General features: G+C 68.6%; 12 protein-coding genes. 3 read left to right on the forward strand and 9 right to left on the reverse strand.

All coding sequences use genetic code 11. From position 1 onward, the window contains the following. Window position 1 precedes the first annotated feature (1 nt). The 9 genes from KHN93_RS12655 to KHN93_RS12695 form a co-directional block, all read right to left on the reverse strand. A complete protein-coding gene (locus KHN93_RS12655) occupies window positions 2-1,873 on the reverse strand; it encodes a DUF885 domain-containing protein (RefSeq protein WP_211920272.1) in 1,872 nt (623 codons plus the stop codon). Beyond that, window positions 1,870-3,687: a DUF885 domain-containing protein gene (locus KHN93_RS12660; protein WP_211920274.1), complete on the reverse strand. Its 1,818-nt coding sequence runs from the start codon at window positions 3,685-3,687 to the stop codon at window positions 1,870-1,872. Before KHN93_RS12660 ends, KHN93_RS12655 begins: the two co-directional genes overlap by 4 nt. Before the next feature lie 115 nt (window positions 3,688-3,802). Beyond that, on the reverse strand, window positions 3,803-5,002 hold the full coding sequence (locus KHN93_RS12665; RefSeq protein ID WP_126962872.1) for a M24 family metallopeptidase: 1,200 nt from the start codon (window positions 5,000-5,002) through the stop codon (window positions 3,803-3,805). Beyond that, window positions 4,999-6,615 carry an aldehyde dehydrogenase family protein gene (locus KHN93_RS12670; protein ID WP_211920276.1) on the reverse strand — a complete coding sequence of 539 codons (1,617 nt, stop codon included), beginning with the start codon at window positions 6,613-6,615 and terminating at the stop codon, window positions 4,999-5,001. The genes KHN93_RS12665 and KHN93_RS12670 overlap by 4 nt, the downstream gene beginning before the upstream one ends. Before the next feature lie 186 nt (window positions 6,616-6,801). Continuing rightward, on the reverse strand, window positions 6,802-7,710 hold the full coding sequence (locus KHN93_RS12675) for a dihydrodipicolinate synthase family protein (RefSeq protein ID WP_104554140.1): 909 nt from the start codon (window positions 7,708-7,710) through the stop codon (window positions 6,802-6,804). Then, window positions 7,707-9,020, reverse strand: coding sequence for an NAD(P)/FAD-dependent oxidoreductase (locus KHN93_RS12680; RefSeq protein ID WP_211920278.1), 1,314 nt, complete (start codon window positions 9,018-9,020; stop codon window positions 7,707-7,709). Before KHN93_RS12680 ends, KHN93_RS12675 begins: the two co-directional genes overlap by 4 nt. Beyond that, the gene (locus tag KHN93_RS12685; protein WP_006451839.1) at window positions 9,013-9,258 is read right to left on the reverse strand and encodes a 2Fe-2S iron-sulfur cluster-binding protein; all 246 of its coding nucleotides are present in this window, start codon (window positions 9,256-9,258) and stop codon (window positions 9,013-9,015) included. The genes KHN93_RS12680 and KHN93_RS12685 overlap by 8 nt, the downstream gene beginning before the upstream one ends. Beyond that, complete coding sequence (locus KHN93_RS12690) at window positions 9,255-10,445, reverse strand: NAD(P)/FAD-dependent oxidoreductase (RefSeq protein ID WP_244812116.1); 1,191 nt, start codon at window positions 10,443-10,445, stop codon at window positions 9,255-9,257. Before KHN93_RS12690 ends, KHN93_RS12685 begins: the two co-directional genes overlap by 4 nt. Then, on the reverse strand, window positions 10,445-11,383 hold the full coding sequence (locus KHN93_RS12695) for a proline racemase family protein (RefSeq protein WP_039522084.1): 939 nt from the start codon (window positions 11,381-11,383) through the stop codon (window positions 10,445-10,447). The genes KHN93_RS12690 and KHN93_RS12695 overlap by 1 nt, the downstream gene beginning before the upstream one ends. 160 nt (window positions 11,384-11,543) lie before the next feature. Between KHN93_RS12695 and KHN93_RS12700 the strand changes: the two genes are divergently transcribed. The 3 genes from KHN93_RS12700 to KHN93_RS12710 all read left to right on the forward strand — a co-directional run bounded on the left by KHN93_RS12700 (window position 11,544) and on the right by KHN93_RS12710 (window position 14,370). Beyond that, window positions 11,544-12,260: an AraC family transcriptional regulator gene (locus KHN93_RS12700; RefSeq protein ID WP_024937898.1), complete on the forward strand. Its 717-nt coding sequence runs from the start codon at window positions 11,544-11,546 to the stop codon at window positions 12,258-12,260. A 205-nt stretch (window positions 12,261-12,465) separates the two neighbouring features. Then, window positions 12,466-14,106: a signal recognition particle-docking protein FtsY gene (gene ftsY, locus KHN93_RS12705; RefSeq protein ID WP_211920280.1), complete on the forward strand. Its 1,641-nt coding sequence runs from the start codon at window positions 12,466-12,468 to the stop codon at window positions 14,104-14,106. Then, window positions 14,107-14,370: a hypothetical protein gene (locus KHN93_RS12710; RefSeq protein WP_211920282.1), complete on the forward strand. Its 264-nt coding sequence runs from the start codon at window positions 14,107-14,109 to the stop codon at window positions 14,368-14,370. The last annotated feature ends 65 nt before the right edge of the window (window positions 14,371-14,435 follow it).

Consider the following 14,435-nt stretch of genomic DNA (forward strand, 5'->3'; position numbering starts at 1 on the left):
ATCAGTCGCTGGCAGCGGCCTTGGCCTCTGCTACCGCCGGCCCGGCAGCATCTTCGGCGGCATACGGCGAGACACCACCGTCGGCGATGAAGCGGTCGATGCGCGCCTCCAGCACCGGCAATGGCACCGAGCCGGTCTGCAGCACCGCATCATGGAAATGGCGCAGGTCGAATTTTTCGCCCAGGGCGGCTTCGGCCTTGCGCCGCAGCTCCAGGATCTTCAGCTCGCCCAGGTAATACGACAACGCCTGCCCCGGCCAGGCGATGTAGCGGTCCACCTCGGCGGTGACTTCGTGCTCGCTCAAGGCGGTGTTGTCGCGCAGGTAGGCCTGCGCCTGCGCACGCGTCCAGCCCTTGTGGTGGATGCCGGTATCGATCACCAGGCGGCAGGCGCGCCACATCTGGTAGGTGAGATAGCCGAAGCGGTCATAGGGCGTGTCGTACATGCCCATTTCCTGACCCAGGTACTCCGAATACAGAGCCCAGCCTTCGCCATAGGCAGAGATGTAGGCGTAGCGGCGAAACTCCGGCAGCCCCTGCGCCTCTGCCGCCAGCGGCATCTGCAGCGCGTGGCCGGGCGAGGACTCGTGCAGCGTCAGTGCGGTCAGGTTGTACAGCGGCCGCGACGGCAGGTTGTAGGTGTTGACCAGATAGATGCCCGGGCCGCCACGCCCGCCGGTGTAGAACGGCGCCAGTTCCGGCGGTACCGGCTCGATCGCGAAGCGTCGGCGCGGCAGCCGGCCGATGTAATCGCCCACCTTGGCGTCCACGCGCTTGGCGATCCAGGCGGCCTGCTTGAGCAACTGTTCCGGCGTCTTGGCATAGAACTGCGGGTCTGTTCGCAGGAACTGCAGGAAGGCCGGAAACACTGCCTGCCCGGCCGGCGCCTTGAAGCCGCTGGCAGCGATGGTCTGATCCATCTGCGTGCGCAGCTTGGCCACTTCCTGCAGACCGATCTGGTGGATCTGCTCCGGGCTCAACTCCAGCGTGGTGAATTCGCGGATCTGAGCGCGGTAATACGCCTGCCCGTCCGGCAAGGCCTCGCCGGCCAGCGTCGTGCGCGCGCGCGGCTGGTACTCGTTGCGGATGAAGTCCAGCAGCTTCGCGTAGGCCGGCAGCACCTGCGTATCGATGGTCTGCACCGCCTGCTGGCGCAATCGCGCCTGCACATCGGCAGGCAGCGTGGCCGGCATCTGCTTGAACGGTGCGTAGAACGGATTGGCCTCGCCCTTGGCCTGCACCACGTCGGCGATGGACTGGTCGCGCCCGGTCAGGGTCACCCGGGGCTGGCTGAAACCGCGCGCCAGGCCGGCACGCATATTGTCGGTGTGCTCGGCGAAATAGCGCGGGATATCGGCGAGCATCTTCAGATAGCGCTGGTAGTCCTCGCGCGTGCGCAGCTTGGCCTCGGCGCTGAAGCCCAGGTCGCTCCAGAATGCCGAGTCGCTGTTGAACGGCATTTCCCAGGCGCGGAAGTGCTGCTGATCCAGCAGCACCAGCAGCTGCTGCCGGTACACTTGGTAGCTCACCTGATCTTCGGCCGGCAACTGCGTTGCCGGGATCGCATCCAGCTCCTTCAACGTCTGTTGCCAGTACGCGGTGCGCAGATTTTGCGTGGCCACATCGACCTTGGGCAGATGGTCGGACTGCCTGTCCTGGGTGGCCTGGTTGTCTTCATCCACCGCGCCGGACAGCTGCGCCTGGCGCCAGCGCCATTCGCGCGTGTACAGCGCCTTGAAGCGTGCCGCTGTACTGTCTTGCGTGCTTGCTGCGGGTGCAGGTGCTGCGGCCTGTGCTTGCGACACGGTGCCGCCCAGAGTGGCTGCAATCAATACACTCAATGCGCTCGCGCGCCAGACGCTGCTGGTCTTCATCCGCGTGCCTCCGGCGCCGCCTTGGCCTGCGCGATCCACTGGCGCACGCGCTGCTGCAACATCGCCAGCGGCATTGCGCCGCCGCCGAGCACCGCATCGTGGAAGGCGCGCACATCGAAGCGATCGCCGAGTTCTTTTTCCGCCTCCGCACGCAGCGCAAGAATCTGCAGCTGCCCCAGCTTGTAGCCGAGGGCCTGGCCCGGCCAGACGATATAGCGATCGGTTTCGGACTGGATGCTGGGCTCGTCATCGGACGGATGCGCGTGGAAGAAATCCACCATCTGCTGGCGGTTCCAGCGCTTGTAATGCACGCCGGTGTCGAGCACCAGGCGATTGGCGCGCAACAGCTCGCCGGACAGCCGGCCGTAGTCGTTGTACGGGTCCTTGAAGAAACCGATCTCCTTGCCCAGGCGCTCGGCGTACAGCGCCCAGCCTTCGATATAGGCGTTGTAGCCGGCCTGCTGCCGGAACGGCGGCAATGGGAGCGTCTGGGCGAGCGAGATCTGCAGGTGATGGCCCGGCACGCCCTCGTGATAGGCAGTGGTTTCGATATTGACCAGCGTGCGGCTGGCGAAGTCGCTGGTGTTGACCTTGACGATGGCAGGCTTGGTGCCTTCCGGATTGCTCTGCCAATATTCGGCGCCGGGCGCGCTGCGCCGGAATGCCGGCATCGCCTGCACTTCCAGCGGCGTCTTCGGCAAATGGCCGAACAGCTTGGGCAACTCGGGTTCCATCGCGGCGATGTAATCGCGGTACTGCTGCAGGATCTGCTCGCCGGAGCTGGCGAAGTGGCGCTTGTCGGTGTCCACCGCCTTGCGGAAGCTGGCCAGGTCGGCAAAGCCCTGCGCCTTGGCGATTACCGTCATCTCGCCTTCGATGCGCGCCACTTCCTTCAGGCCGATCTGATGGATCTCCTCCGGCGCCATGTCGGTGGTGGTCTGGGTATGGATGGCATAGCGATAGCGGCGTTCGCCATCGGGCAGCGACCACAGGCCTTCCTGCGCACGCCCTTGCGCGGCGTATTCGTCGCGCACGAACGCGGCCAATTTGGCGTAGGCCGGGCGCACCTGTTGCTCGATTGCGGCCAGCAACTGCGCGCGCAGCGCAGCGCGCTGGTCGGCCGGCACCGCGGCATCGAGTTTTTTCAGCGGCGAGGCGAACGGGCTCTGCTCGCCGGTCAGCGCGGCGATCTTGTCGATCTGCTCGGGCAGGCGCTCCAGCAGATAACGTGGCTGCACCAGCCCCTCCTTGGCGCCCTGCCGCGACACCGCGATCACCTGGTCGATCACCGTTGGAATCGTCTGCAGGCGCTTGATGTAGTCCTGATAATCCTTGGCGTTCTCGAACGGAAACGCATCGCCGTAACCGGCCAGCCCCAGCTGGATGCCACCGATCGGCTCCAGCGGCATCGCATAGGTCTTCAGGTCGATGCCTTCCAGCTTGTCGCGCAACTGGCCGAGCATCATCTGCAGGCTGAGCTGGCGCTGTTCGTCCAGCGTCTTGCTGTCGATCGCTTCGAATTGCGTGAGCAGCTCGGCAGTGGCGGTGCGTTCGGCCTGCACGGCCTCGAGCGAGTAGTCGCTCCAACGATCGTTGTACCGCTTGTCGCCGATGATGCTGGCGAACTCCGGGTTGTGCTGCAACTGGTACTGCCATTGCTTGTCCAGCAGCGCATCGAAGGCCTTGGCGGCTTGCTCGCCGGTTGGCGCAGCGGTGGCTGCAGCCGCCGTTTCCGCTGCCGGCGGCGCCGGCTTGCAGGCTGTGAACAAGGCGGCGGCCAGCAGGCCGATGGCGACGGGACGCAGGTGGTTCATGCAGTTACTCCAAGATGCAATGGCGGCTGTAGGAGCGCGCTTGCGCGCGACGGCTTTATCGGGACTGCCCGTCGCGCCCGGGTGCGCTCCTACGCGTGCGTGAGCCTGGGCCGGCTCATGCAAACGGTTGGTCGATCGCCGGCGACGGCGGCGTAAACCACTGCGCGCCGGTATCGGTGACGTAAAAGTGGTCTTCCAGGCGTACCCCGAACGCACCGGGCACCACGATCATCGGCTCGTTGCTGGCGCACATGCCCGGCTGCAGCGGCTGCGCATTGCCGCGCACCAGATACGGCGCTTCATGGATCGCCAGGCCGCAGCCATGGCCGGTGCGGTGCGGCAATCCCGGCAAGCGGTAATCCGGCCCCAGCCCTGCGGCCTCCAGCACGCTGCGCGCGGCCTGGTCCACCGCTTCGCAGGCGAGCCCGGGGCGGATCGCCGCAAACGCGGCTGCCTGCGCCGCCTGTTCCAGATCCCAGATGCGCCGTTGCGCGTCGTCGGGCGCGCCGTAGATCCAGGTGCGGGTGATATCGGAGTGATAGCCCTGCACGGTGCAGCCGGTGTCGATCAGCACCAGCTCGCCTGCACGCAGGTGCTGCACGCCGGGAATGCCGTGCGGAAACGCGGTGGCATGGCCGAACTGCACGATGCAGAAGGTCGAACCGTTGTCCGCGCCCAGCGCGCGATGCGCTTCGTCGATGAAGCGCACCAGCTGGTCGGTGCCGATGCCTTCCTGGGCGATGCCGGCGGCCAGCCGCTGCACCAGCAGGGTCATGTCGCAGGCCTGCTGCATCAGCGCCAGTTCGGCCGGCGACTTGCACATGCGGCAGCCGTCGATGATGGCCGCGGCATCGCGGATCGCCGTGCCCAGGTGTGCACGCAGGCCGGTGTGCACGGCAAAGGCGATGCCCGGATCCAGCGCCAGCGCATGCGCGTGGCGGTCGTCCATCACCTGCACCACCAGCGCGTACGGGTCCTCGTGTTCTTCCCACAGATGTTTGGCGACCGCGATCTTCAGCACCGCATCCAGTGAGCCTTCTTCGAACGCGGGGCAGATCAGCACCGGGTCGCCGTCCAGCGTGAGCAGCAGCGCGACCAGGCGCTCGCTCGCGCCCCAAGGCACGCCGGTGAAATAGCGCAGCGACGTGCCGGCGCCGATCAACAACGCATCCACGCCGTGCGCGCGCATCAGGCGGCGTGCGCGTTCGATGCGCTGTGCGTATTCCTGCGCGGCGATCGGCGCGGCACGCTGCGTCCACGGCGTCAATTGCGCGCGCGCCTGTTCCAGCGACAACCCGCCGATCTGGCTGCTCATGCGCCGGCTCCAAGGTCGGCGGTGCTCCATTGCCCATCGACCAGGCGCGCCACGCCACCCGGATTGCGCTGGCGCAGGTCGGCCGGCAGCAGGGCGTCCGGCACCGCGTCGTAGCTGTGCAAGGCGGCGAAGCGGCGGATCGAACCGGGCATGCCCACTGCGGTGAACCCCGGGTGCCCGGTGCTGGGGAACGGCCCGCCATGGTTCTGCGCCGCACTCACCGCCACGCCGGTCGGCATCTTGCTGTTGATCAAGCGCCCCACCCGCGCCCGCAGCACCGGGGCGATGGCCTGCCAGGCCGCATCGTCGCTGCCATCGGCTGCGCGATACAGGGTGCCGGTGAGGTTGCCTTCGAATGCAGCGGCGATTTGCGTCATCTGCGCCACGTCGCGTGCACGCACCAGCAGGCTCACCGGGCCGAAGGCCTCGGTCTGCAACGCATGCGGGCTGGTGAGGAAGGCCTGCGCATCCACGCTCAACAAGGTCGGCGCGTAGCGATAGCCGTCTTCGCCGGTGTGCCCGCCGGCAAGCAGTGCGGCGCCGGCAGCGCGCAGCGCTGCCACACCGTGTTGCACGCCTTCCACGCCTGCGCTGGAAAACAGCACCATCGGCATGGCGGCCTCGAAATGCGCCGTGGTCGCGGCCACGAACGCATCGCCGGCCTCGCCCTGCGGCACCACCACCACCCCGGGATTGGTGCAGAACTGGCCGCTGCCCAGCGTGCACGAGGAGAAGAATTCCTGCGCCAGCGCCGCGCCGCGTTCGGCCAGTGCGCCCGGCAGCAGGAACACCGGGTTGACGCTGGACAGCTCGGCATAGAACGGCACGCCGGCCGCATCGGCGGCGGCCTTCAGCGCCAGCCCGCCCGCACGGCTGCCGGTGAAGCCGATCGCCCCCAGCCGCGCATCGCCGGCCAGCCGCAGGCCGGTGGCGTTGTCGAAGTGATACAGCAACTGCACCGCCGCAGCCGGCAGGCCCGCCGCAAGCAAGGCTGTGTGCGCAAGCTGCGCCATGCGCTTGCTGGTGGCCGGATGCAGCGGATGCGCCTTGGCGATCACCGGGTTGCGCGCGGCAATGGCCGAGGCGAAATCGCTGCCGGCAATCGCATTGAAGGCGAACGGGAAATTGTTCGGGCCAAACACCACCACCGGCTTGCCGAGCGGCGCCAGATGCGAACGCAGATCGGCAGCGGTGTCGATGATGGGTTGGGTCCAGCTATAGCTGCGCACCGCCTGGGCGGCCTGACGCAACTGCCCGCTGGTGCGCGGCAGCTCATTGCCACGCAAGCGTGTGGGTGCCGGCAATGCGGTTTCTGCGTGGGCAAGCGCCACCAGGGTGTCGGCATCGGCATCCAGCGCGTCGGCGTAGGCGTCCAGGAATGCGGCAATCCGTTCGACCGGTGCCGCGGCAAGTTCCGCTGCAACCGCTTGCGCTGCCGCAACCGCGGTTTCGACATCCTCCGCACCGCTGACCGGAAACTGCGGCCCGATCGCCTCACCCGTGCTCGGGTCGGCGGCACGGAAGCTGGCGCTCGCCGCGCGGCTGGGTTGCCACCGGCCGGCCAGCAATACCTCGGCCTGCTGGATGGGCGGGGATTGGAGCGTCTCGTTCATTGCGGCACCTTCGGTTGCATGAGGACAGACCCTGCGCACCGTGCGGCAGCGGCCGACCAGAAAACGACGAGGATGCCGCGCTGATGCGACATCCTCATCGACCCACCTCGCGCTACGCCGGCCACCGCGTCCGCGCGTGCATCCGTGCGCGGCGCTCATCCGGTGGCGTGCAGCGCGAGCTCATCGTCAGGACAGTTTGGGCGCAGTGGCAATGGCGTGGTCGATGACCTTGAGCGCGGCCTCGCGCTCGGCACCGTCGACCACCAGACGCGGCGCGCGCACGCGCTCGCTGCCCAGGCCGACCTTTTCCTGCACCAGTTTGATCAACTGCACGAACTTGGGCACGGTATCCAGGCGCAACAGCGGCAGGAACCAGTCGTAGAGTTCCTTCGCCGCCGGGTAGCCGCCGTCGCGCGCGAGTTCGAACAGGCGCACCGATTCCTTCGGGTAGGCGTTGACCAGGCCGGCGATCCAGCCCTTGGCGCCCATGCTCAGGCCCTCGACGATGGCATCGTCCATGCCCACCAGCAGCGCCAGACGATCGCCCAGCAGCTCCTGCAGCGCGGCGAAGCGGCGCACGTCGCCCGAGGATTCCTTCACTGCCTGCAGGTTGGGGAATTCGGCGGCCAGCTCGGCGATCTGCGCCGGGCCGAAATCGGTCTTGTAGGCCACAGGGTTGTTGTACAGGATCACCGGCAGGTCGGTGGCGGCGATCACCGCGCGCACATGCGCGCCCATCTCGCGCCAGTCGGTGGAGTAGACGTAGGGCGGCAACACCATCAGCCCGCCGCAACCGAGGTCCTTGGCCGCCTTGGCCAGCGCCACCGCCTCACCGGTCGCCAGGCTGGCGATGCCCGGCACCACCGGAACGCGGCCGTTCAATGCGCTGACTAGTGTCTTGAGCACGGCCAGCTTGTCGTCCACGCTCAAGGTGGCCGCCTCGCCCAGCGAGCCTAGCGGCACGATCGCGGTGCAGCCGGCGTCGACCAGTTGATTGGCGTGCTTGGCGAGGAAGTCGTGATCGATCTCGCCGGAGGCGGTGAACGGGGTGGTGATGGCCGGCAGCACGCCATGCCAGAACGCAGCAATACTCATGGATGATTCCCTTGCGAGTCGGAAGTGAACGGGTCGGCCAGCGCCGCGAGGCGGACCGGGAACAACGGCGGCCGGCGGCCGGCGTCGGTGGAAAGCGCGGGCGGGCAACGCCCCAGTTCGGTGAGCGCGGTGCCGCAGATGCGGCCCTGACAGGCGCCCATGCCGCAGCGCGAAGCGAGCTTGGCATCGCGTGCATCGTTGAAGTTGTCCAGCGCGCCCAGCGGCACGTCTTCGCAGCGGCACACCAGCGTGTCGGGCTGCGCCAGCGTGCGGATGCGTGGATCAAGCGCGAACTGCTGTTGCAGCGCCTCGGCGAACGCACGCGCGGCACGTCGCCGCGGCTGCAGGCGCAGCGCAGCGTCCGGCGCGTCGGCAGCCATGTGCCCGGCCATCGCGCCTTCGATCAGCGCGCAATCGCGTCCACCGATGCCGCAGGCCTCGCCCGCTGCAAAGACCTGCCGCACGCTGGTGCGCAGCAGTGCGTCCACATGCACCTGTTGATGCGCGCCGTACGCGTCCAGCCGGCAACCGAGCAGCTGTGCGAGCTCGGTGTTCGGCACCAGGCCATAGCCCACCGCCAGTTGATCGCAGGCAACACGCGTGCGGCCGGTGGGCCCTTCGATCTCGATTTCGCGCAGTTGCGTGTCGCCGTGTGCGGCAACGACAAAGCTGCCGGCGCAATACGCCACCGCGCGCAATTGCAGGCGCAGCGCCACCGCCTGCGCCGCCTTGCCCGGCCAGCGCCACAGCTGCAGCGCAAACTGCCGCAACGCGGCCGCTGATGTCTGTTCGTGGATGCCAAGCACCTGCGCGCCATGCCGTTGCAAGGTGGCCGCACTGGCCAGCAGCAGCGGGCCGCTGCCGGCGACCACCACACGCTTGCCGGCCAGCGGCCAGCCCTGTTTGGCCAGCGCCTGCGCCGCGCCGGCGCCGGTGACGCCGGGCAAGGTCCAGCCCGGAAACGGCAGCAGCAATTCGCGCGCGCCGGTGGCCAGCACCAGGGCGGCGTAATGCAGTTGCAGGGAACCGTGCGGGCCATCGGCCAGCAGCCAGCCCGGCTGCGCCAGCAGGATCTGCGTTTGCGTCAGCAGCGTGATCGACGCCGCGCCCTGCACCTGCCGCAACAGCGCGCGCGCATCGGCCGGCGCGCCGTGCCGCACATCGTTGCGCCACACCTGCCCGCCGGCACGCGGCTGCAGGTCGACCACGCCCACCCGCACGCCATGACTGGCCGCTGCCTGCGCTGCCGCCAGACCGGCCGGGCCGGCGCCGATCACCAGCACATCGAAATGCTGCACGCGCTCAGCCATCGGTGCGTACCTGCATGCCGTCGCGCGCATCCACCAGGCAGGCGCGTTGCTGGCCGATGCCGTCGATGCGCACCCGGCATTCGAAACACACGCCCATGCCGCACAACGGCGCGCGCGGCTGGCCGCTGCATGACTGCCGGAACTGCAGCGTCGCCAGCGCCACCGCAGCGGCCACGCTGGCGCCGGCCGGCACCTCGACCGCTTGCGCATCCACGTGCAGGCGCACCGTCGCGCTCATGCGGCTGCACCATGCACGGCGCGCGCCGGAGCGTACGGGCTGGGGTCGATGGCCGGCGTGCGCCCAAGCAGGCTGTCCACGATCACCCGGGCACTCCCCAGCGCCGTGGTGACGCCCAGCCCCTCATGACCGGCGGCCACCCACACATCGCGCCGGCCGGGCACCGCCCCGAGATACGGGCGCCCGTCCGGTGTCGTCGGGCGCAGCCCGGTCCACACCCGGATCGCCTGCAACTCGCGCAGCACCGGCAGATAGGCGAATGCGCGCTGCAGCATCTGCTGCAACACCGGCAGCGACAGCGCGCGGTCGTGCTCACCGAACTGGCGCGAGGAGCCGATCAGGATCTGCCCGGTCGGCCGCGGCTGCACATTGAAGGCCACGCTGGTGGCGTCGGCGCCATGCGCCGAATCGGCATAGCCCAGTTCCAGTAGCTGATGCCGGATCAAGCCAGGATGCCGGTCGGTGATGACCAGATGGCCCTTGCGCGGGCGCAGTGCCAGCTCCGGCAACAACTGCGGCAAGGCCACCCCGCTGGCCACCAGCACCGGGCCGGCCAGCAGTTGGCCATCGTCCAGACGCACCCCATGCACCTGCAACTGCTCCACCTTGCGGCCGGCAAACAGCTGCGCGCCCGCCTTGCAGGCCAGGCTCACCAGATGCCGCGCCACCCGCGGCGGATACACCACGGCCTCACCCGGCACCAGCATGCCGCCGGCCAGGCCCGCCACCAGTTGCGGCTCCAGTGCATACAGCTGGCTGGCATCGATCGCGTCGGCATGCAGGCCGGCCGCCGCCAGCCGCGCGATCTTGGCCGGCACCGCCGCCAGTTCGCGCGCATCGCGGGCCACCCACAGCGTGCCGCAGCGGCTGAATTCGGCCTCGCTCAGTTGTGCGAAGCGCTCCCACAGCCGCAGCGAATACGCCGACAACGCCAGCTCGGCCGGGTCGTCGTCCATCGCCACCAGGTGCCCCATCGCCGCCGCGGTGGAACCGCCGCCGATCGGCCCGGGCTCGACGATCGCCACGCGCAGCCCTTCGCACGCGGCCGCCTCGGCGCAGGCCGCGCCAACGATGCCCGCGCCCACCACGATCAGGTCGTAGCTGCGTCGCGTGGACGCTGCCGACGGCGCCGCATCGGCGGCCGGCGCGCTGCCAACTCCCTCCGATGCGGGCCGCACTTCGTCCATCAGGCCACGATGCCCCAGGCGAACGGGTCGGCCGGGTCGATCAGCAGCTGCGCGCGTGCGGTGATGTAGGCGTGCCCGCTGATGCGTGGCGCAATGCCGCGCCCGCTGAGGCGATAGCTGCCTTCGAAGGCGCTGCCCAGAATGCCCTGCTGCACCCAGCGCTCGCCTTCGGCCAGCTTGCCGTCGGCGGCCAGGCAGGCCAGCTTGGCGCTGGTGCCGGTGCCGCACGGCGAACGGTCGTAGGCCAGCCCCGGGCACAGCACGAAGTTGCGCGCCACGCCACTGCCGTCGGGTGCGCTGCCGTTGATTTCGATATGGTCGATCTCGCCACCGGCCTCGCCGGTGATGCCGGCCGCTTCCAGCGCCAGCCGGATCGCCTCGGTATAGGCGGTCAGCTCGCGCTGATGTGCCAGGTCCAGCGCACACGGCGCCTGCCCGGTGATGAAGAACCAGTTGCCGCCCCAGGCCACATCGCCACGCACCGGCCCGTAACCGGGCACGTCCACGTCCACGTCGGTCGCGACGCGATAGCTGTCGACATTGTCGACCGACACCGTGCCGTCTTCGGCCAGTTCCACGCCGACCGTGCCGACCGGCGTCTCGATGCGGTGCTGGCCCGGCGCGATGCGCCCCAGCTCGGCCAGCGTACGCACCACGCCGATGGTGCCGTGCCCGCACATGCCCAGGTAGCCCACGTTGTTGAAGAAGATCACTCCGGTGCAGGCGCTGGGATCGCGGGCCGGCAGCAGCAAGGCGCCGACCATGGTGTCCGAGCCGCGCGGTTCGCAGGCGATCGCGCTGCGCCACTGGTCGAAATCGCGGCCAAACCGCTCGCGGCATTGCGCCAGATCGCCATCGCCCAGATCGGGGAAGCCGGAGAGGACCACGCGGGTAGGTTCGCCGGCCGTATGGGAGTCGATGACGTCGATGGTGTGCATGGCCCATGCTCCCACTGCCGGCTGGCGGACGACTAGCGTCCAATGCGAGTTGCAAATGCGGAAATCCGCACAATCGACAACCCGGTTCACAGCCCCGCGTTTGCGCTAGGATCAATACAGGGCCGCGCCTTTCGTGCAGCCGTCAATCGTGACCGCCACCATGACGCCGATGGACCTCAACCTTCCCGCGCTGGAAATGCAGACGCTGTTCGATGCGCTGCCGGACGTGGTGTTCTTCATCAAGGACAGCGAGGGCCGCTACACCCATTGCAACCTGACGCTGGTGCGCCGGCTCGGACGCAAATTGCGCAGCGAAATCATCGGCCGCTCGCCACTGGAAGTGTTCCCGCTGCCGCTGGGCGGCAGCTACATGATGCAGGACCGCCGCGTGCTGTGTGGCGAGCTCATCGACAACCAGCTGGAGGTGCATCTGTATCCCAACCGCCTGCCCGGTTGGTGCCTGACCTTCAAACGCCCGCTATGCGAGGCCAATGAAGTGATTGGCGTGGTCGGCATTTCGCGCGATCTGGGCCAGCCCGACAGCCGGCACTCGGCATACGAGCGCCTGAGCCAGGTGATGGATCACATGCAGGCCAACTTCGGCGACAACCTGCGGGTGCAGAGCCTGGCCGACCTGGCCGGCCTGTCGGTGGCGCAGCTGGAACGGCACTTCCGCCGCGTGTTCCAGGTGACTCCGCAGCAACTGCTGACCAAGCTGCGGATCGAATCGGCGATGCGGCTGCTGTACGGCGACGACAGCATCGCCAGCATCGGGCAACGCTGCGGCTTTGCCGACCAGAGCGCATTCGCGCGTCAGTTCAAGGCAACCGTCGGCATGACCCCGCGCGATTACCGAGCGCTCAAGGGGCAGTTGTAGGCACGCAAACACACGCTGACACACCGCTGGCACAAATGCCGAATTCGGCAGCATTGGCGATACCGCGGCGATGCGGTTTGCCCGGATTGTCGCAACGCTGTCGCGGTGCGCAGGAGGTGGCACAAGCGGGGTCGCGCTGAAGGTCGCGTCAAGGCGACCCTGGGCCCGGATGGTAGAATTTCTGGTTTCCCCTACCGCGTTGCCAATGGCCAGCTTTTTCCGCCGTAACAAGCCAACCACGCCCGACAGCGCGCGTACCTCGCGCTATAGCCTGGAAGAACTGGCAGCCGCATTCCCCACCGCGCCGTCTGCCGCCACCCCGGCATCGCCGGCCGAGGCAATGCCGACTGCCGAACCTGGCACATCGGCCACACCAGCATCACCCGCGCCTGCCGCACCCGCGCGCAGCGATGCGGTAACGCCGACGCCCGCCGCAACGCCGCCTGCCGCGGCACCAGCCGACCAACTTGCCCAGGACATCGCCACGCGCACTGGCCAGGCGCAGAGCATTGCCGCAGTCCCCAACACACCCACGCCGTCGGCCACGCCGACGCCTGAGGCATTGCAGGCGCTGCCCGATCCGGTTCCGTCTGCCGCGCCGCACGCTCCCACGGTAGTGGTGCCGCCACCGGTTGTCGTACAGCCGCACAGCGCACCCGCGCAGCCGGCAGGCACGCCTGCGCAAGGCGCCGCGCCCGCAGTCGTACCGTCGACCGCGACGCCTGCTGCCACGCCTACTGTGGTTACACCCGCTGTCGTGACACCTGCCGCCGCAACAGCTGCTCCCGCAGTGACACCGGCCGTTGCCCCGTTGCCTGCCGCCGCGCCCAGCGTCGTCGCCCCGGCCGTGATCAGCGCCCCAGTGCCGGCCAGTTCCGACAACGACAGCATCGTCGGCCAGCGCGATGCGCTACCGGCCGCTCCGGCCGGCAAGCCGGGCTGGCGCGACCGTCTGCGCAACAGCAGCTTCGCGCGCAGCTTCGGCGGTCTGTTCTCGCGCAACCCCAAGCTCGACGACGACCTGCTCGACGAAATCGAAACCGCGCTGATCACCGCCGACGTCGGCATCGGCGCGACCACCGCCCTGGTCGAAGGGCTGCGCAAGCGCATGAAGTCGCGCGAGTTCGCCGATGCGCAGGCGATGTTCAAGGCCCTGCGCGCCGATCTGATCGCGCTGCTGCAGCCGGTCTCCAAACCGCTGGTCATCGACCGCTCGGCCAAGCCCTTCGTGGTGCTCACCGTCGGCGTCAATGGCGTCGGCAAGACCACCACCATCGGCAAGCTGGCCAAGCGCTTCAAGGACGACGGCAACAGCCTGATGCTGGCCGCCGGCGACACCTTCCGCGCCGCGGCGGTGGCGCAGCTGCAGGCCTGGGGCGATCGCAACGGCGTGGCCGTGATCGCGCAGGGGCAGAATGCCGATGCCGCCTCGGTGGCATTCGACGCGCTGCAGGCCGCCAAGGCGCGTGGCACCGAGGTGTTGATCGCCGACACCGCCGGCCGCCTGCACACCCAGACCGGGCTGATGAACGAGCTGGGCAAGATCCGCCGCGTGCTCGGCAAGATCGATGCTGCCGCACCGCACGAGGTGCTGATGGTCATCGACGGCACCACCGGCCAGAACGCCATCTCGCAGCTGCGCCAGTTCCATGCCGCGGTCGGCGTCACCGGCCTGGTCGTGACCAAGCTCGATGGCACCGCCAAGGGCGGCGTGGTGTTCGCACTGGCGCGCGAGTTCAATATCCCGATCCGCTTCGCCGGCATCGGCGAACGCCCGGAAGACCTGCGCGTGTTCGACCCGGTCGCCTTCGTCGATGCCCTGCTGCCGGAAGCCCTGGGCAGCTGAGTGACAGAGGCCTGCCCGCATCTGCAAGCGTTGTGCGCGCAGGCGCTGCAGGCAGGCTGCACGGTGCGGGACGTGTCCGGCGACTGGTCGCGCGCCGGGCGTGCCCTGGAGTTCGCCCAGCCATTGCCGGCGGCGTTGCGCAAGCAGGCGCGGCGCAACGCGGAGCTGGTTCATTACCATGCACCGGCCGCACCGCACTGGCCTGGCGATGAAGGCTTCTTCTGCGACCAATGCCGGGTTGGACTTGCGTTTCCGCTGCACTGATCGGCCCATCGCCATACGCGCACAGCCGGGCGTCATCCGCCCGCCGTCACCGCCTTCCTTCGCCA

The organism is Xanthomonas arboricola pv. juglandis (assembly GCF_905367715.1).
In the GTDB taxonomy this organism is placed as follows: Bacteria; Pseudomonadota; Gammaproteobacteria; order Xanthomonadales; family Xanthomonadaceae; genus Xanthomonas; species Xanthomonas arboricola.

Excerpts from the sequence above, each read along its gene's own strand:
- KHN93_RS12680 (WP_211920278.1), bottom strand. The coding sequence starts at position 9,020 with ATGGCTGAGCGCGTGCAGCATTTCGATGTGCTGGTGATCGGCGCCGGC.
- ftsY (WP_211920280.1), top strand. The coding sequence starts at position 12,466 with ATGGCCAGCTTTTTCCGCCGTAACAAGCCAACCACGCCCGACAGCGCG.
- KHN93_RS12670 (WP_211920276.1), bottom strand. The coding sequence starts at position 6,615 with ATGAACGAGACGCTCCAATCCCCGCCCATCCAGCAGGCCGAGGTATTG.
- KHN93_RS12660 (WP_211920274.1), bottom strand. The coding sequence starts at position 3,687 with ATGAACCACCTGCGTCCCGTCGCCATCGGCCTGCTGGCCGCCGCCTTG.
- KHN93_RS12685 (WP_006451839.1), bottom strand. The coding sequence starts at position 9,258 with ATGAGCGCGACGGTGCGCCTGCACGTGGATGCGCAAGCGGTCGAGGTG.
- KHN93_RS12700 (WP_024937898.1), top strand. The coding sequence starts at position 11,544 with ATGACGCCGATGGACCTCAACCTTCCCGCGCTGGAAATGCAGACGCTG.
- KHN93_RS12690 (WP_244812116.1), bottom strand. The coding sequence starts at position 10,445 with ATGGACGAAGTGCGGCCCGCATCGGAGGGAGTTGGCAGCGCGCCGGCC.
- KHN93_RS12695 (WP_039522084.1), bottom strand. The coding sequence starts at position 11,383 with ATGCACACCATCGACGTCATCGACTCCCATACGGCCGGCGAACCTACC.
- KHN93_RS12675 (WP_104554140.1), bottom strand. The coding sequence starts at position 7,710 with ATGAGTATTGCTGCGTTCTGGCATGGCGTGCTGCCGGCCATCACCACC.
- KHN93_RS12655 (WP_211920272.1), bottom strand. The coding sequence starts at position 1,873 with ATGAAGACCAGCAGCGTCTGGCGCGCGAGCGCATTGAGTGTATTGATT.
- KHN93_RS12665 (WP_126962872.1), bottom strand. The coding sequence starts at position 5,002 with ATGAGCAGCCAGATCGGCGGGTTGTCGCTGGAACAGGCGCGCGCGCAA.